At 65.7% G+C, this 18,293-nt stretch carries 13 protein-coding genes, 1 tRNA gene and 2 rRNA genes; 11 read left to right on the forward strand and 5 right to left on the reverse strand.

Going from position 1 to position 18,293, the window contains the following annotated elements; genetic code table 11:
* The 8 genes from QZ271_RS03025 to QZ271_RS03060 all read left to right on the forward strand — a co-directional run.
* Window positions 1-151 (forward strand): 23S ribosomal RNA (locus QZ271_RS03025); the annotation flags it as partial.
* 125 nt (window positions 152-276) lie between these two features.
* Window positions 277-393, forward strand: a 5S ribosomal RNA gene (gene rrf / locus QZ271_RS03030).
* A 40-nt stretch (window positions 394-433) separates the two neighbouring features.
* A tRNA-Gly gene (locus tag QZ271_RS03035) sits at window positions 434-509 on the forward strand.
* Between the two features lie 228 nt (window positions 510-737).
* Window positions 738-1,892 (forward strand): tRNA guanosine(34) transglycosylase Tgt, encoded by a 1,155-nt coding sequence (tgt, locus tag QZ271_RS03040; protein ID WP_291428856.1) that lies wholly within the window; start codon window positions 738-740, stop codon window positions 1,890-1,892.
* A gap of 375 nt (window positions 1,893-2,267) precedes the next feature.
* Window positions 2,268-5,369 (forward strand): S-layer homology domain-containing protein, encoded by a 3,102-nt coding sequence (locus QZ271_RS03045; protein ID WP_291428858.1) that lies wholly within the window; start codon window positions 2,268-2,270, stop codon window positions 5,367-5,369.
* Window positions 5,370-5,518: 149 nt separating this feature from the next.
* A complete protein-coding gene (locus QZ271_RS03050; RefSeq protein ID WP_291428860.1) occupies window positions 5,519-6,463 on the forward strand; it encodes a manganese-dependent inorganic pyrophosphatase in 945 nt (314 codons plus the stop codon).
* 136 nt (window positions 6,464-6,599) lie between these two features.
* Window positions 6,600-7,889 (forward strand): folylpolyglutamate synthase/dihydrofolate synthase family protein, encoded by a 1,290-nt coding sequence (locus tag QZ271_RS03055; RefSeq protein WP_291428863.1) that lies wholly within the window; start codon window positions 6,600-6,602, stop codon window positions 7,887-7,889.
* A gap of 180 nt (window positions 7,890-8,069) precedes the next feature.
* Window positions 8,070-9,596: a carboxypeptidase M32 gene (locus tag QZ271_RS03060; RefSeq protein ID WP_291428865.1), complete on the forward strand. Its 1,527-nt coding sequence runs from the start codon at window positions 8,070-8,072 to the stop codon at window positions 9,594-9,596.
* Between the two features lie 175 nt (window positions 9,597-9,771).
* Here the strand turns inward: QZ271_RS03060 and QZ271_RS03065 are convergent, their stop codons facing one another.
* Entirely contained in the window at window positions 9,772-10,023 is a 252-nt protein-coding gene (locus tag QZ271_RS03065; RefSeq protein ID WP_055362122.1) for a hypothetical protein, read from the reverse strand.
* A 358-nt stretch (window positions 10,024-10,381) separates the two neighbouring features.
* On the opposite strand from QZ271_RS03065, the gene QZ271_RS03070 reads away from it, so the two are divergent.
* On the forward strand, window positions 10,382-10,771 hold the full coding sequence (locus QZ271_RS03070; protein WP_189064303.1) for a helix-turn-helix transcriptional regulator: 390 nt from the start codon (window positions 10,382-10,384) through the stop codon (window positions 10,769-10,771).
* A 305-nt stretch (window positions 10,772-11,076) separates the two neighbouring features.
* Here QZ271_RS03070 and QZ271_RS03075 read toward each other — a convergent pair whose 3' ends face one another.
* The 4 genes from QZ271_RS03075 to QZ271_RS03090 all read right to left on the reverse strand — a co-directional run bounded on the left by QZ271_RS03075 (window position 11,077) and on the right by QZ271_RS03090 (window position 15,698).
* Window positions 11,077-13,053, reverse strand: coding sequence for a polymer-forming cytoskeletal protein (locus QZ271_RS03075; protein WP_291428874.1), 1,977 nt, complete (start codon window positions 13,051-13,053; stop codon window positions 11,077-11,079).
* Window positions 13,054-13,180: 127 nt separating this feature from the next.
* On the reverse strand, window positions 13,181-13,675 hold the full coding sequence (moaC, locus tag QZ271_RS03080) for a cyclic pyranopterin monophosphate synthase MoaC (RefSeq protein ID WP_291428876.1): 495 nt from the start codon (window positions 13,673-13,675) through the stop codon (window positions 13,181-13,183).
* A 1-nt stretch (window position 13,676) separates the two neighbouring features.
* On the reverse strand, window positions 13,677-14,282 hold the full coding sequence (locus QZ271_RS03085; protein ID WP_291428878.1) for a YceD family protein: 606 nt from the start codon (window positions 14,280-14,282) through the stop codon (window positions 13,677-13,679).
* A 357-nt stretch (window positions 14,283-14,639) separates the two neighbouring features.
* Complete coding sequence (locus QZ271_RS03090; protein ID WP_291428880.1) at window positions 14,640-15,698, reverse strand: glucose-1-phosphate thymidylyltransferase; 1,059 nt, start codon at window positions 15,696-15,698, stop codon at window positions 14,640-14,642.
* Window positions 15,699-16,185: 487 nt separating this feature from the next.
* Here QZ271_RS03090 and QZ271_RS03095 point away from each other — a divergent pair, with 487 nt between their 5' ends.
* A complete protein-coding gene (locus QZ271_RS03095) occupies window positions 16,186-17,763 on the forward strand; it encodes an AAA family ATPase (RefSeq protein WP_367114295.1) in 1,578 nt (525 codons plus the stop codon).
* The gene (locus tag QZ271_RS03100) at window positions 17,764-17,961 is read left to right on the forward strand and encodes a hypothetical protein (protein WP_291428882.1); all 198 of its coding nucleotides are present in this window, start codon (window positions 17,764-17,766) and stop codon (window positions 17,959-17,961) included.
* The last annotated feature ends 332 nt before the right edge of the window (window positions 17,962-18,293 follow it).

Below are 18,293 nucleotides of genomic sequence, written 5' to 3' on the forward strand. Positions count from 1 at the left end.
AAGCATCTAAGCGGGAAGCCAGCCCCAAGATGAGTATTCCCACTGCGAAAGCAGGTAAGACTCCCGGAAGACCACCGGGTTAAGAGGCCAGAAGTGCAAGCGCAGCAATGCGCTCAGCTGACTGGTGCTCATCAGTCGAGGTCTTGACCATCAACCGCCATCATCCGCAACCCCCCACGGGGGTTGTACCGCCAGACCCTCGCGCCTTTCACACCTCGTCTTGCATCACTCCGCCCACCCGTTTCCCCGGCCGGAGTTCATGACAAATCAAGACACCCCCGTGCCCATAGCACTGCGGAACCACCCCACTCCATGCCGAACTGGGTCGTGAAACGCAGTCGCGCCAATGATACTCGGACCGCAGGGTCCCGGAAAAGTCGGTCAGCGCGGGGGTTTTTCTTATCCACACACCGCTGCCCACGGGCAGCGTCACGCGGGAGTAGCTCAGCTGGTAGAGCACTACCTTGCCAAGGTAGATGTCGCGAGTTCGAATCTCGTCTCCCGCTCCACACCCGCCCCCACCCTCACTGGTGGGGGCTTCTTCTATTCTTCACCCTGAACGACCATGTCTGGCTGGACCATGATGTGGACCTACACTGCCCCGGAATCACACCGGGTTGCCGACTCTACGCCCGGAACCCGCCTTGCGCCCACTGGCTGTCCGTATCAAATCCTGCACCCTCGAATGAGCTGCGTATGGACGTTCTATCTGCAGCTCATCAGGCAGAATGCCCGGTATGTTTGAGTTTGACGTTCAACACCGTGATGGGCGCGCACGCGTGGCCCAGTTTCACACACCGCGTGGCGTGGTCGCCACGCCCATGTTCATGCCTGTCGGAACTCAGGGAACCGTCAAGGGTATCAGTCCACAGGAACTGCTGGAAATCGGATCACAGATGATCCTCGGCAACACCTATCACCTGATGCTCCGGCCTGGTGAGGCCCTCGTGGAGGCGCATGGTGGCCTGCCGGGCTTCACGGCCTACCCTGGCCCCTTCCTGACCGATTCAGGGGGCTTTCAGGTGATGAGCCTTGGGCACATGCGCAAGATCACTGAGGAGGGTGTCACTTTTAAAAGCCACCTTGACGGGAGTCTGGTGCAACTGACTCCTGAACGCAGCATCGAGGTGCAGCAGGCACTCGGAGCGGACGTGATCATGGCGTTCGACGAGTGCCCCCCGTACCCGGCGGAGCGGGAGTACATCCAGAGGAGTCTGGAACGCACGGAGCGCTGGCTGGGGCGTAGCCTCATGGCCAAGACCAACGATCATCAGGCACTCTTTGCCATTGTGCAGGGGGGCGTTCATGAGGACCTGCGCCGTCAGAGCCTGGAGCTGACGCTGCCCTACAACACGCCGGGATTTGCCATTGGTGGCCTGGCGGTCGGTGAACCGAAGGATCAGATGTACCCGGCGGTCGCCTTTACGGCTGAGAGGTTGCCGGAGCACAAGCCCCGTTACCTGATGGGTGTGGGGCACCCCGAGGATCTGGTCGCCGGTATCGCGCTTGGCGTCGATATGTTCGACTGTGTGTACCCCACCCGGACCGGACGGTTTGGGTACGCCCTGACCGATGACGGGCGACTGAACATGAATTCCAGCCTCCCGCGCCGGCAGTTGATCCCCATGGACGCCGACTGCGACTGCTACGCCTGCCAGCAGTACACCCGCGCGTATCTCGCGCATCTGGTCAAGGCAGAGGAGATGCTCGCGCCGCGCATGCTGTCGCTGCACAACCTGCGGTACCTGCACCGGTTGGTCGAGCGGGCGCGCGCCGCCATCGAGAGAGGTGAGTACCACGTGTGGGCTTTAACCTGGGCGGACCGCTACTTCAAGGGGCAGGTTCCGGTCTGGTTCCAGCAGGCCATCGACGCCGGGCAACGGGCTATCTGACTTCCAAGCTGGTGGATGCTCCGGTAGCCATGAACGTCCCCTGGCACGCCCTGAAATGTCACAGTCTTCTGACAGCGCCTGGGCACTTTTTCGTTTCCAAACCGACTGGACGGACCTTCATCGGTTCGTCAGCAATAGGCATTCTCGCGTAGCAGGGGCCTTTTACATGAATCTCAGACTTGACCCGGTCTCTTTCATGCTTGTATCATCCACCTGATCTGATAGTTCTCATCCGACAGGAGAGGAACGTCAGGTTGCGCGAAAGGGACACAGGACGGCGAACCACTCCGGGAGAGGAAACCCGGCAACTCGCCCCAACGTCAACTTCAGAGCCGGACGTGACTCCGACGCGCGACGACCTTTTGGGGGTTTCATATGAAGAAAAGCCTGCTCGTTCTCACCGCTGCGCTGTCCTTTGGCGTTGCCGCTGCTCAGACTGCGGCTCCTGCCAGCGCGCCCCAGGTCCCTGCACTGACCGACGTTCCCGCCGGTCACTGGGCCAAAGACGCCATCGACAAGCTGGTCAGCACCGGCATCATCCTGGGTTACCCCGACGGCACCTTCCGCGGCACCCAGAACCTGACCCGCTACGAAGCGGCCGTCATCATCGCCCGCCTGCTCGACCAGGTGAAGACCGGCGAAGTCAACCCCGGCACCATGGACCCCGAGACCCTGACCGCGCTCCAGAACGCGATTCAGGAACTCGCCGCCGACCTCGCCGCCCTGGGCGTGCGCGTCAGCGACCTCGAGGAGAACGCCGTCAGCCGTGACGACTTCGCCCGCCTCGAAGAGCGTGTCGAAGCCATCGCCCTCCAGAACGGGGATCCCGAAGCCCTCGCTGGCCTCACCAGCCAGATTGACGAGCTGACCGCCCGCGCCGACGACTACGACACCCTGCGTGCCGACGTTGACGACAACGCCAGCTCCATCGCTGCCCTGAACGACCTGACCGTCCTCCTGAACCAGGACATCCTGAACCTCCAGGACCGCGTCAGCGCCGTCGAAGACGCCCAGGCCAACCTGGTGGCCCGCGCCGACTTCGACAACCTCGCCGGCCGCGTCGGCGTCGTCGAGACCAAAGTCACCAGCATCGACAACCGCGTCACGCAGCTCGAGAAGTACGCCTTCAGCATCAAGCCCACCCTGAGCGCCACCTACCTCGTTGGCCGCGCGACCCGCGACATGGACATTGACCGCCTGCTGCCCGGTACCGTGCTCAGCACCGGTGACGACGGCACCGAGATCACCAAGGACAGCGCTGTTGACTACGCTGACTTCTCGGGCAAAAAGGCCGCCGTGCTGGCCGGAGCGGAGAACTTCTACGGCTTCTCGAACGCTGGGAACCTGCCTAACAAGGCTGTTCTTACTGAGGGCAGCACCACCATCAACTTTGGCATTACCTTTGGTAGCAGCGGTAAGTTCGATACCGCCAAGAGCGACGTGACCGGCACCTACGCCAAGGGCAAGGGTGGCCTGAGCGTCAACACCGTTGATGTCAACTTCGGCATCCGTTCCGGCCTGCCTAGCAACGCGACTGCACCGACCTACCTTTCTGGCCCCGGCGTCGATAACGTGTATGGCACGGCGGATGACGTTCGCGCTTCCGTCTACCCCGAAGTGAACGGCACGGATGGCATCACCTACCGCCCCCTGTTCTTCTACTTCAAGAACGCCACGGCTGCGTTCACGGTCGGCAACGCCCCCGTGACCGTCACCTTCGGTAAGGGCCTGAAGTTCAAGTTCTCTGACTACATCGGCGATAACGACGCAGTGGGCCGCGGCGACGGGTTCAATGTCAAGATCGACGGCAGCACCGTGCCTGTGATCGGCGCCTACAAGCCCGTGATCACCACCGTCTATGGCAGCCGCAAGGGCGCCAACACCGATAACCAGTACTACCGCGGCGTGCGCGCCGAGATCACCCCGGTCGGGACCCTCAAGGCCGGCGTGCAGGTCCTGCAGGAGGGCGTGGACGCCTTCGGCCTGTCCCAGCCCGTTAAGGACGTCACCGTCTACGGTGCCGATCTGCACGGTCAGGTGGCCGGCTGGCAGCTCGACAGCGAGTACGCTCAGAGCCGCATTGCTCCCAGCCGCATCCCTGGCGCTACCGCCGGAACTGTGGAAACCCAGAGCGCCTTCTACGCCAAGACGAGCGGTACCCTGGGTCCCGTGAAGATCACCGATCTGAACTACCGCACCATCAGCGCTGGCTACGACGCGACGGCCGGCATCATGGAAGCGAACCCCACGGACACCTACAGCACGGCTCCTTACATCAACGGCCGCACCGGCTTCGGCGTGAAAGTCACCACCAACGTTGGCCCCGTTGCCCTGGGTGGTTACGTGGACAACAGCGTTGACTACGGCAAGAGCCCGCTGAACACGGTTGCTGAGCCTTCTGCCATCGTTGACCGTGGCGTCGCAGCCCGCGTTAGCCTGTTCAACCTGGTCACCGTTCGCGGCGGCTACTACGAACTGCTGACCGGCACGAACTCCCCCCTCGGCGGTTCGTTCAACGGGAAGAACGGCGTGCGTTACGACGTGCGTGGCGACGTGACCCCCGGCCTGGGCATCAGTGTCGGCGCCTTCTACCGCAACGTGGCCAACGCCAACACCCGTATCCCCGACGACGCTAAGCTGTTCAGCAATGGCCTGTACGCCGCGACGAACGCCTTCGGTCTGACCGGCGACGACCTGACCACCAACAGCTGCTTCACCACCACCTGCTACAGCGAGTACGGTGTGGAAGCCATGCACAACGGTAAAGACGCCAACGCCCTGGTCAAGGACCTTAACCTGACGCTCGGCTACAAGGCCCGCTACCGTGCAATCACGGCCAACAATGTGACCACGTACGGCTACACGAACAACGTGCTGTACGGCACCGCTGACTACACCACCAAGGTCGGCGTGGCGAACGTCAACCTGAAGGCCGGCTTCGAGAACAGCGACTTCGCTGCGAATGATACGAGCGCCGACTACACGACCCTCGACGGTACCGTGGACGTCAAGACCGACCCCCTGAACGTCACCTTCAAGCCCAGCTTCGAAGGGTACGTCAAGGGCTACAGCAAGCAGTACAGGACCAACAACAACACTGCCCTCCAGACCTACACCGCCAATGACGTGACCTACCGCGTCGGCGTGAAGCTGAACGAGTTCCTGCTCCCCAACACCAAGCTGGCCGTGTACTACGCCGGTTACCAGGGCAAGAACCGCGTCTACACCCCCTACGTGGCCGGTGCTCTGGACAGCGCGGGCAAGGAGACGGCCGGTACGGCGGGCGCCTTCAGCGACAGCAACCACGGCCGCACCATCAGCCAGGACCTCGTGTACGTTGAAGCCAACTACTACGACCTGAGCTTCGGCTACGGTTACGGCAACCTGCGCATGCGCGACGCCAACAACGTTGTTGTGCCCGGGGCTGCCGACGCCAAGGGCAACATCTTCAAGATCAACTACACGGTCAAATTCTAAAGCCTGACCTGAATCCCCCCGGATTCACCGGAGCAGCGCCAAGCAGAAAGAAGCCCCCGCCACGCGCGGGGGTTTTTCCTGTTATGCGGGGGCTTGTGCCCTGTGCAGTCGGGTTGGTTTCGCGGTGGGCAGGCAGGTAGACTGCGGCTATGCTTGCTGTTTTTGGTCACGTGAACCCCGATACCGATGCCATCACGGCCGCGCTGGTGTACGCGCGCCTGCTGAACCGTCAGGGCGTGGACGCCCGGGCGTTCCGGCTGGGCGACTTGAATTTCGAGACGGCGTTCGTGTTGCGGGAAGCGGGCGTGGACGCCCCGGCGTTGCTTCCGGCGCTACAGGCCGGCGCGGCGGTGGCGCTGGTGGATCACAACGAGAGTGCGCAGTCCACGCCGAACCTTGCGGAGTTGAACGTGACTCGCGTCGTGGATCACCACAAGCTCGGTGACCTGAGTACCGCGCAGCCCCCCTACCTGCGTTTCGAGCCGCTGGGCTCCACAGGCACGATTCTGCTGAAGCTGCACCGTGAGGCGGGCCTGAGCGTAGAGACCCTGGACGCCCGCTTGATGCTGAGCGCCGTCCTGAGTGACACGCTGCACTTCCGCAGTCCCACGACCACGCAGGAGGACCGTGACGCGGTGGCGTTCCTGGCCCCGGTGGCCGGCGTGGAGGACGTGGAGGCGTACGCGTTGGCCATGTTCGCGGCCAAGAGCGACCTGGGTGATACGCCGGCCGAGACGCTGCTGCGCATGGATTACAAGGTGTTTCCGTTCGGTGACGCGGACACGCCGCAGCAGTGGGGAATCGGGGTGATCGAGACGACGAACCCGGCGTATGTCTTCGGTCGTCAGGCCGAACTGCTGGCCGCCATGGCAGACGTGAAAGCGGCCGACGGCCTGTCGGGCGTGCTGCTGAGCGTGGTGGATATCCTGAACGGGACGAACCGCACGCTGGTACTGGGACCTACCGAGGCGCAGGTCCTGGCGGGTGCGTTTGGGGTGAGCGTGAACGGTCCGGTCGCGGACCTGGGAGCCCGGATCAGTCGCAAAAAGCAGATCGTGCCGGTGCTAGAAGGGTTCTTCGCGCCCCAGGCTTAAGGAGGCAGACGCGGAAAAGCGGGTGCGAAGGCAGCGAATAGAGGCGGCTGAGGGCGGGGGGGGTCGGTTCACACCGGGCCGCCCCCTCGTTGCCGTGCTGTGTGCCGTGCTGCCGGGGCAGCCTATGCTGGGTCCCGTGAGAACGGATCAGGACGGGACGGGCTGGCAGGAGGCGTGGCAGGCGGAGCTGGACTGGCTGTTCGCCCGGCAGCGCTTCGGGGTGCATCCGGGGCTGGGGCGGGTGCAGGCGCTGCTGGCGCGACTGGAGACTCCGCAGGCGTCGTTCCGGACGGTGCTGGTGGGCGGCACGAACGGGAAGGGGTCCACGGCGGCCACGCTGGCGGCCATGCTGCGGGCCGGGAGCGTGCGGGCGGGCCTGTTCACCAGTCCGCACCTGACGCGGTTCACGGAGCGGTTCGTGGTGGACGGTCAGGAACTACCGGAAGCCGTGGTCGCGGCGGCGCTGGCCCGCGTGCGCCCGGCGGCCGAGGCGGTCGGGGCGTCGTTCTTCGAGATCGTGACGGCCCTCGGGGCGCTGCTGTTCGCGCAGGCGGGCGTGCAGGTGGCCGTCATGGAGGTGGGGCTGGGCGGCCGACTGGACTCCACGAACGCCCTGGACCCGGTGCTGAGCGTCGTGACGAACGTGGCGCTCGATCACACGGAATTCCTGGGCGACACGCTGGAGGCCATCGCGCGGGAGAAGGCCGGGATTCTGCGGGCCGGGCGTCCCGCGGTGGTGGGGGCCGCGCCGCAGGTGCAAGCCATCTTCGCCGCGCAGGGCGCAGACGTGTGGAGGCTCGACGATCACCTGCTGGGGACAGAACTGCGGGGCTGGCAGGGGGCCCAGGTGACGCTCGCAGGAAAGGAAGGGCCTCTGAGCCTCTCCACTCCGCTGCTGGGCGCCCACGGGGCCCGGAACGCGGCTCTGGCCGCCCTGGCAGCCCTGCGCCTGGGTCTGCCGGCAGACGCCGTGGCGCGCGGGGCCGCTTCCGTGCAGTGGCCGGGGCGGCTGGAGGTCCTGGCCTGGCAGGGTGGGCGGGTCCTGCTGGACGGCGCGCACAACCCGGACGGCGCGCGGGCGCTGGCTGCCGCGCTGGGGGAACTGGGCGTCGGCCCGATCCCGCTGGTGTTCGGTGCGGCTGGTGACAAGGACATCAGCGGGGTCGCCGCGGCCCTGCACTCCTGCGCGTCAGAGGTGATCCTGACCCGCGCGGCCCTGAGTCCACGGGCGGCCGATCCGCACTCGCTGGCCTCGCTGTTCGCGGGTTTGCCGGTGACGGTCACGGACTCACCCATGGGGGCGCTGTCCGTCCTGGCTGCCCGGCGTGCGCCGCTGGCGTTGGTGTGCGGCAGCCTGTACCTGCTGGGCGAGGTGCGGCCCCTGCTGCTGGGCGAGGCCGGCGCATCCCGCGAACGCTGGCAGTGAGACGGATTCCGATTGATTCGGTGCGGTTCTGAATCAATCCGAGCGGACGCGAGCAGGAACAGCAGACGGATTGGGCGGAATGGAGCGGCAGTCCGTCTGAGACGCCGGCAGAAAAGGGAAGGGAGGGGCCGCCTGGGCCAGGTGGCCTAGCGCACGCCGAGCCGCAGTACCCTGAAGGCCATGACCACGCCCGATCAGACGGCCACCGATGCGACCCCGGCCCACCCGACCATGCAGGCCCTCCAGCGCCGCCTGGGACAGGTCAGTGACCTGAACGCCGCCGCCAGCCTGCTCTCCTGGGAGCAGGAAACCTTCATGCCCGAGGAGGCCGCCCCGGTCCGGGGCCAGCAGCTGGCCACGCTGGCTGGCCTGTCCCACGAACTGTTCACGGCCCCCGAGACCGGCGAGCTACTGAGCGCCGCGCAGCCACAGGGCGAGACGGACCGGGCCGTGGTGCGCGTCGCCCGCCGCGACCACGCCAAGGCCACCCGCCTGCCCACCGCGTTCGTGGAAGAGCAGACCCGCGCGCAGAACGAGGCGCACCACGCCTGGATCGAGGCCCGCCGCCACAGCGATTTCGGGACCTTCGCGCCGCACCTGGAACGCATGATGGATCTGGCGCGCCGTCAGGCGGACCTGATGGGTTTCGACGAGCATCCCTACGACGCCCTGATCGACGATTACGAGCCGGGCATGCGCGCCTCGCAGGTGCGGGCCGTGTTCGCGGACCTGCGAGACCGCACGCTGCCGCTGCTGGAACGCATCCGCGCTGCCGGGGACGCCGCCGATTACAGCGTGCTGACCCGTCCGTTCCCCCCGCAGGCGCAGAAGGACTTCGCGTGGCGCGTGGCGGGCGAAGCGTTCGGGTTGCAGGGCAGTTTTGCGCGGCAGGACGAGAGCGCGCACCCGTTCCAGTCGAACTTCAGTCGCAGCGACATTCGCATCACGACCCGCGTGGAGCCGTACTGGCCCGCCTGCCTGTTCGGTACCTGGCACGAGACGGGGCACGCCATGTACGAGCGGGGTGTGGGTGAACGCTGGGCGCGCACGCCGGTCTCTGCCGGGGCGAGCCTGGGCGTGCACGAGAGCCAGTCGCGGATGTTCGAGAACCTGCTGGCCCGCAGCCTCCCGTTCTGGGAGCGGTACTTCCCGCAGCTTCAGCAGGCTGCCCCCTCCGTGACCGAGGGGCTGGACGCCGCGGCGCTGTACCGCGCCGTGAACCGAGTGAATCCCAGCCTGATCCGCGTGGAGGCCGACGAGGTCACGTACAACTTTCACGTGATGCTGCGCTTCGAGCTGGAACTCGCGCTGCTTGAAGGCAATCTGGCCGTGCGGGACCTGCCAGACGCCTGGAACGAGAAGATGCAGGGGTACCTGGGCCTGACCCCCCCGGACGACGCGAGCGGGGTGCTGCAGGACATCCACTGGTCAGCTGGTCTGATCGGGTACTTCCCCACGTACACGCTGGGCAACCTGCTGAGCGTGCAACTGCTGGAGGCCGCGCAGCGCGACCCCGCCGTGGCGCAGGGCGTGGCCGCCGCCGAGTACGGCCCGCTGCGTGCGTGGCTGGTCGAGCATGTGCATCAGCACGGGCGCAGCCTGACACCCGCCGAACTGACCATGCAGGCCACCGGGCAGGCCCTGACGGCGGACCCGTACGTGACGTACCTGCACCGCAAGTACGGCGAGATCTACCGCCTGGACTGAAGTTGGCTGTGCCGGGTCTGAAGTTGGCTGCGCCGGGTCGGGCTGGATCACAGCGGGACTGGAAGTCCAGATGGAAGTTCAGATGGAAGTCCAGTCGGACAGCGGCGACAGAATGATGAAAGGCCCCCGGTGACGTTCATGCCGGGGGCCTGCTGCTGGGTGTTCTGGGAGTGGGTCAGCTGGCCTGCCGCCGTTCGGCGCGGGTGATCAGGTAGGCGCGCGCGGAGTTCAGCCACTTCTGCGCGAGGTCACTGTGGGGATGGCCGCGCTCCCGCATGGCCCGCACGCCCAGTTGCAACTGCCGTTCCATGCGGCGCACGGCGACCAGTCCACCCTCGTTTTCCAGTTCAATGAAGGTGTTCAGCAGGGTGGTGGGATGGGCGTGGCCCAGGCGGATGCTTTCAGTGATGGTGTCCAGTGAGCGCATGAGGAGCACTCCTTCCCGCCCGGAGGGCAGTGGGGTCGGTGGGGCCGTGAAGGGATGGGCGGGCGGGGGCCAGGACGGCGCTCACAGGGGTTCTGTCGGAGACGAATCGCTGGGCTGATTACGATCTTGACAGATTATAGCAGGAACATATCGGGAGAGGCAAGAAGTCGCCCCGTGTATTCTGTATTGACCGTACCGACGAGCGGTGTTACACTCCAATCAAGGCTAGCCCATTCTGCCCACAGGCAAATCCCGCCCGTGAGTAGAGGCGCAGCCCCAGGCGGCACGCGCCCCAGCCCGGCACCCAACCATGCCCGGCTTCCGGCGTGAGGCCACGCCGCAGCCAAGGAGGTGAACAATGAAACTGCACGAAAGACTCCGCGAACTGCGCAGCGAACGCGGGCTGCGGCTCAAGGACGTCGCCGAGATAGCCGGGATCAGTGTCCCCTACCTCAGCGACCTTGAACGTGGCCGCACCAACCCCAGCCTGGAAACCCTCCAGACCCTGGCCGGCGCCTACGCCATCACCGTTCACGATCTGCTTGAGGGCGTCGAATTCTACGGCGCATCCACCGAGGGCGCCCTGCCCAAGGGTCTCGCCGACCTCGTCGCCGACCCGACCCTGGGACCGCAGATCACGCCCGACTGGGTCCGTACCCTGTCCCGCATCGAACTGCGTGGCAAGCGCCCCCGCGACAAGCAGGACTGGTACGAGATCTACCTGCACCTCAAACGCATCCTGAACTGACGCGCGCCGTCAGTGCCAATGCACCATCTGCACCACAGCAGGGACCGGAACCTCACTGAGATCCGGTCCTCTTTTCATGGCTGCCTGACGCTCCACCCCCGGCTGACCGGAACCCGTTGTGCTCCCACTCGCTTCGCTCGGATGCTTTGCAGCCCCTTCAATCGGAGTTCGTAGCAGGCGGATTCGGCTTGACTGCACCACAGTCGGGAAGGCACCGCCTGCGGCTCCATACCGCCCAGGAGCGTCTGTTGTTCCTTCTCGGATGCGCTCGGATTGATTCGGAACTGCACCGAATCAACCGGAAATCAGGCGGCCTGCGTCAGGTCCAGCCGTTCCGGTCGCCCACGGGTCAGGAGTAGCGTCCCCGCGCCCCACGTGCCGCCGACCAGCGCGAGTGCGAAGGCCAGTGGCGGCACACTCAGGGTCGCCGCCACCGCGCTCAGGCCGATGAAGGCGCCCACGGCGTCCGGCACCGGCAGGCGCACCCGCAGGGCCAGCGCGCGGCCCACGTCGTACGCGCTGACACTCAGGCCCAGCGCGATCAGCAGCGCCGTCAGGGCCAGTGCGATCAGCGCCGGCCCCAGCAGACCCGCCAGCGTCAACCCGCAGGCTGGCCCCAGCAGCGCCGAGAGGGCCAGTACACCCAGCGCGAGGGTGCGGACCGGCGCGGACCGCTGCCGACGCGCCAGCATGGGAGCCAACCCCGACACGAACAGCAGCAGCAGCACCCCGCCGGTCAGGGTCACGAACACCTGCGGCCAGGCCGCGCTGCCCAGCCATCCCAGCACCGGACGGAACGCCGCCGCCGTCACGGCCGCCAGCCGCTGCGGCACGCCCGTCTGCAACGCGGCCCAGTCATGTGGCGCATCGTCATGTGGAGCATGGTCATCTGGCGCATGCCCGAGCAGGGCGTTCACGCGGCCGCTGACCTGCGCGCCAGCGTCACGGTGCACGTCGCCCAGTAACGCGACGACCTCACCCTGCACCTGGGCGTCCGGGCGCAGGTGTACGCTGCCGCCCACGTTGATCACATTTCCGCGCACCGGCCCGCTGACCTGCAGGTCCTTCCCGAACGTCACGTTGCCGTGACTGAGCGTCCCGTACAGCGTGGGCAGGGTGAGCGCGGCGCTCAGCGCGAACGCTCCGGCCCCCACCCTCTGCGTAAGTGGGCCGGGACGCAGGCTGACCAGTACGCTCGTGACCAGCAGCAGGCCCAGACCCGCCAGGGCCACCGGCGACACCTGCGCCAGCAGCGCCCGCGCGACCTCGGCGCCCGCCGCGAGGTTCGGCCAGACGCTCGTGACGCCCATCAGCGTCAGGGCGACCATCATGGACGCCACCAGAAACAGCGGGGCCGGATGGTGCCGCAGCGGCCGGTCCGGCGGGTTGAACGGCCCGGCTCCAGTCAGGAACGCCGGCCCGGCCGGGAAGGCAGGAGCCAGCGGAGGAAGCCCGGAGGCCCCAGACGGCCCCAGACCGGGTTCCGTCTTGACAGCTGGCGTCCGCTCAGACGCGGCTTCCCCGGCCATGCGGGCGGCCATCCGCGCGGCCGGTGCCGGTGCAGGAGGGACCGGGTGCCCCGCCCTTGCCGGTGGCCGGGCCAGGGTTGTCATACGGATTCCGTTTGTTTCGTCAACAGATCGGAACACCACCGATCTACCCACTCCACGTCCGGAACCCGTTTCTCTCCTGCTCGCTCCGCTCGGACCCAGCGGCTTTGTAGGCCATTCAATCGGAGTCCGTATCAGGGGCACCGAACTGCTCACCTCAGCCGCGACCAGCGCCGCCACACTGCCCGGTATGGGCGGCACGCGGCTCAGGGCGACCTGCACCGACACGTCCCGCGCCACGGCAGCTGCGACACTCACGCCTTCCGGCAGGGGGGGAGCCCTCAGGTAGCAGTCCAGACTGACGTCGGTCGCCACGACCCGCGCCACCGATACAGGCATGGCGGGCACAGGCATGGCAGGCGCGGGCATGACAGGCGCGGGCGCACCCAGCCACCGGCCGCCCTGAATCTCACTGACCACCAGCGCCGCCACGCTGCCCGGCCGCTCCGGGCGCGGCAGCCCCTGCAGCAGCGTCACCGTGCGCGCCAGTTGCTGCCGCCACTGCGTGACCGGTAGTCCCGACGGGTCAGTCTCCAGCTGCGCCAGCGCGGCCTGCCCCGCCGTGTCCAGGGTGCCGTCGGCTTCCAGGTGCAGCAACTCCAGCAGGTGCAGCAGCTTCAGCCGGGCCCGGTGCGAGGCCGCTGAAACTGGGTTGTTACGTTCTGCGCCCATACGGTCCCTTTACGTCGAACAGACCCGCCGGGTTCCCGGACCTTCCCGGCGCCCCGACCAGCCAGCCCCCCCGACCAGCCGGCGCCCCGACCAGCCAGCGCCCCGACCAGCCGGCCCCGGGCAGCGCTCAGCCAGACGGTGGCAGCTGATCCGGCGCGACGAAATCGCCGCTCTTGCCGCCCGACTTGCTCAGCAGCCGCACGCCCGTGATCTCTATGGCCTTGCTGGCCGCCTTGAGCATGTCGTACACGTTCAGCGCCGCCACCGTCACGGCCGTCAGGGCCTCCATCTCCACACCGGTCGGCGCGGTGGTCCGCACGGTCGCCCGCACCCACACGCCCGCGTCCTCCAGCGTCACCTGCACGTCCGCGCCCGTCACCGGAATCGGATGGCACAGCGTTACGAGGTCCGCCGTGCGCTTACTGCCCGCCAGTCCGGCCAGTCGCGCCACGATCAGCGGGTCGCCCTTGGGATTGGTGCCGGCCTCCAGCGCCGCGCGGGCCTCCGGTGGGAGGCGCACCCACGCCTCGGCGCTCGCCTCGCGCGACGTGGCGACCTTGCCGGTCACGTCCACCATGCGCGGCAACCCATCACGGAAATGCGTCAGTTCCGGCGCACTCACCTCACTCCTCCGGCAGCTTCAGGTCCGCCAGGGACGCAAACGGGTTCTGCTTGGCATGCAGCGACCCGACCGGGATGCCCAGATCATCGTCGATCTCCTCGACCGGCACCTGCGCCATGTGCTCGCACGGCCCGTCGTTCAGGTCATGCCCGCACACCTGACACAGTCCCAGGCAGGCCTCATCGTGCAGCACGCTCAGCGGCGCGCTCAGCAGCGTCGTCTCCGCGAGGTACGCACTCAGGTCCAGGTCCGGATCGCCGAACACCAGCATCTCCTCGCCCGTCTCCGCCTCCTCCAGGTACGGCGTCTCGGCAGAGGGCTCGTAACGCAGCAGCGTACCCAGCGTGATCTCCAGCGGCACGTGCACTTCCCGCAGGCAGCGGGCGCACTCCATGACCAGCACCGGCTCGAAGGTGCCCTGAAGGTACATTTCGTTGGTGCCCAGCGCGTTGACATCCACCTCGAACGGCGCGGGCTCCGCGAAGCGCAACGTGTGCTGCGTGCGGCCCTGCTCGTACTGGAGGTGATCAAGGTTGCCTTCCGCGTGCGCGTCCTCGGTAGAGGAGCGCAGCAGGGAACCCAGGTGAATACGAGGTGAATCCGTCATGCCCACATGATAGGGCCGCCGGGCCGACACAACCCTGCTCTCACCCTCAAAGCGCCCCGTTCAGACTCCGGTTGAATGGGCTGCAAAGCCGCTGGGTCCGAGCGGAGCGAGCAGGAGAAAAGCGGGTTCCGGACGTGGAGTTGACAACCCGGTGCAGTTGCGGGTTGTCAACGAAACAAACGGCAGTCCGTATCAGACTCCGGTTGAGTGGCCTGCAACAACCGTTTAACCCGAGCGGAGAGCCGCGCCGCAGGGGGCCAGCAGGAGAGAACCGGCCTGTCGGGCGTGGAGGTGGCAACCCGGTGCATGGGCGGCTTGTGAAGGAGACAGACGTCAGTTCGTATCAGCCGGGCCAGATCACGCCAGTTCGACCACGCTGGCGTCACTGATGGTCAGCTTGTGCGTGCGCGGCAGCGTCCGCCCACCCCGCACCTGCGCCCGCACGCCGATCAGGCAGTCCTGCAGACGCTTGCTGAGGTTCTCGATGCAGGCCTCCTCATCCACCACGCTGTGCTCGACCTCGGCGCCGCGCACGAGCGTGTTGGCCCCGATGCTGGTAAACGGCCCGATGTACGCGTCCTCGATGACCACGCCTTCACCCAGCATCACCGGCCCCACGATCTTGCTGCGCGTCACCCGCGCCGAGGCCGGAATCACCACCCGGCCCGTGATCCGCGAATCCTCGACGGTTCCCTTCACGTCCAGCACGATCCGCTCGAGCAGCAGGCGGTTGGCGTCCAGCAGGTCCGCCGGGCGACCCGTGTCCTTCCACCAGCCCATCACCGGCTGACCCGTCACATCCGCGCCGCGATCAATCAGCCCCTGAATGCCGTCCGTGATCTCGTACTCACCCCGCGCAGAAGGCGCCATGCCGTCCAGCACCGAGAAGATCTGCGGCGTGAAGCAGTACAGGCCCGCCACCGCCAGGTTGCTCGGCGGCACCTTGGGTTTCTCTACCAGCCGCGTGATGCGCGTCCCGTCCATCTGCGCCACCCCGAAGGCCGTCGCGTCCTCGACCTCTACCAGCGCGATCAACGCCGCCGGACGCTCCGCCAGGAAGCGGTCCACGAACGGCCGCGCCCCGAACTCGAACAGGTTGTCCCCCAGGTACACGCAGAAATCATCCTGGCCCACCCAGTCGCGCGCCACCAGCACCGCGTGCCCCAGCCCCAGCTGCTCATGCTGATTGATCAGCGTTACCTGCACGCCCGAAATCTCCCGGATGGCGTGCTGAATCTCCACCCGCGTGATATCTGACACCACCACGCCGATCTCGGGGATACCCGCTGCCTGCAGCGACTCGATAGCATGCACGATGATCGGCTTGCCTGCCACCCGCAACACCGGCTTGGGCCGCGTATAGGTAAGAGGTCGGAGACGCGTACCCAGACCAGCAGCGGGAATAATGGCTTTCACACCGGGTATTCTACGCTCCGCCGGTTTATCATCTATCTGATGCGACGTTGAAGATTGATGGGTGCCCGTGCATACGGCAAAGAGATGAACTATGTTCTGATACAGAGATTGCGTCTTTAGCCGGAGCCGGGAGCGCGTTTCTTTCAGTTGCCCGACCGGTGCAGATGTGATTTTTCACACAGTAAGATCAACAGATGCGGGAACTCGCCGTATACGGAGACCAGATGCAAGCACTTCAGAAACCCCGCCCAAAGAGCAAGCGCATGATGTCCTTGACGCAAGGCCTCCGGGCCGCTGACCACCCGGGAGGACACTTCACTTTCCAGTGGACAGCCAACCACTCCGTTCTGCCGACCCGTTGCGGCAGGGATCTCGCATGACGGATCCATTCTCCAAGACTTCCGACGTGGCCTCGCGAACGCGCCCTACAGACCCTCGAGAGTCCGCCCAGGACAATGAGATTGATCTGGCTGTCCTGTGGCAAGGTGTGCGCCGGCAGCTTCCCTGGATTGCGCTGGCCACCGTCCTGATGGCCATCACCGCCTTCCTGTGGTCGCGCGCTCAGCCGGACGTTTTCGAGGCGTCCTCCAGCCTGGTCACCACTGGTAACAGTTCCAACATTGGCGCGCTCAGGGACAGCGTGGTCACGGCCGCGCCACTCCCCGGGGGCGCCCTGCAAGAAGCCCTACGCGGACCCGTGGTCCTCGGCGAGATCATCAAACGGGTCAACGATGAGCGGTCCCTGGACACCGATCTGCGAACCGAAATTGCCAGCGACCTGCAGAAGGAACTGCGTCGCCGTGATGTGACCACCATCGAGTTGCAGAACCAGCTGGATTTCAACGGAAATGGAATCTACACCGTCAGCGCCCGCGCCGGGACGCCCGAAGCGGCCACCTTCTTGGCAGACACGACAGCCCAGGCGCTGCTCAACTGGGATCGCGGCCGCGCTTTGAGCGGCGTGCAGCGTGCCGAGCGCAGCCTGCGCGCCCAGCTGGGCGAAGTGGACCGTCAACTGACGGACGGTGGACAGAGTAGTCTGGAGCGGCAGACCCTGATTGCCTCCCGCGCTACTTTGCAGCGCAGCCTGGCGCAGACGGGCATTCAGGCCGAGGGCGTCAGCGGTTCACTGGAACTGGTCGCGCCGGCCGTCGTTCCGCTGGACCGCGTGGCCCCTAAACCCACTCGGAACGCAGTGCTGGTGGGTCTCCTGACCCTGCTGCTCGGAACCGGGATTGCCGCGCTTCGGACCGTGACCGACCGCACGGCCCGCACGGAAGACGACCTGCTCACGTTCGGCATCCCGACCCTGGGCATGATTCCCCGCCTGCGCCGCCGCGAAGTCGTCTTTAACGGGATCGTGCGCGCCGCGCGCCTCGCCGGCCTGTACGAAGCCATCGGGTTTCTGCGCGTGAACATCCTGTCACGCATCGGGAATACACCCGGCCAGCGCGTGATGATCTCCTCTACGGCACCGGGCGAAGGGAAAAGCAGCCTGACCGCCACCCTCGCCGACGGCCTGGCCGCCAGCGGTCAGCGCGTCCTGATCATCGACGCTGATATGCGCCGCGGCACGCAGCAGGAAGTCTGGGACAAGTACGAAACCCAGCACGAATGGGTGCAGCTGGCCGGCCAGAATGGCGCACGTACACTCGCAGAGGCCCTGAAAGACCCGCAGAACGTCCAGGTCATGAAGACCGAACCGGGTGTGCATGTCCTGCCAGCCGGTCCCGGTATTCACGACAGTCTCAGCCTGCTTAACCGCGCCCCACTGGGTGAGTACCTGACCCAGTGGGGACAGGGGTACGACCTGATCCTGATCGACAGCCCACCCCTGCTGGCCCTGGCTGACGGCCTGGTCATCGGCCGTCACGTGGACCATGTGCTGCTGGTCGTCGAGGAAGGCCGCACCAGCCTCCAGGCCATCCGGCAGAGTCTGCGGCGGGCCCGCAACGCCAACGTGAACGTCCTCGGATTCATCATGAACAAGGTCAATCCCTCCGGACAGGACGGCAAAACCTACGGCTACAGCTACGGTTACGCTCCCAGGGGAAACAAGGGGTAAGTGACCATGGGCATCCTGACTCCATCCACGAGCCCCGTCCGGCAGGCGGAACGCAGCGGCGCCGGCACACTCAACAGCGTGCCGCAGGCGAGCGCACTGATCACAGGTGATCTCATGGCCCTGAGCGTCTCCTACCTGATCATTCAGCCGCTGCTTTCCACACTGGGTGTGCAAGGGATTGAGCTACACGGCTTTTAGGGAAAAGCGGCGCTAAGCTGTTGATTTAATGATACAAAATGCGAAAATACCTGATTCATGTGCAATAAAAAATTATTCGAGCCGATGGATAACGATAAGTCTATTGTGTCTTATTCTAGGCAAACGCTTTAATATAGATCACTGATTATTGAGCGTTTTCCCGTTATTTCGTATTTACGTCCACAGATCAAACCGATAAAAGTTCGGATGTAAAAACTGAGATTTGAAAGCACATTTTTCTCGAAGGCGTGCTCTGCTATTTGTTCTAACATATGCTAGAAGATTAGTAAATTCTCGGCGTTCCAGCTGGGGAAACAGCACCGCTTTCTTCC

Origin of the sequence: Deinococcus sp. (assembly GCF_018260555.1) — a bacterium.
In the GTDB taxonomy this organism is placed as follows: domain Bacteria; phylum Deinococcota; class Deinococci; order Deinococcales; family Deinococcaceae; genus Deinococcus.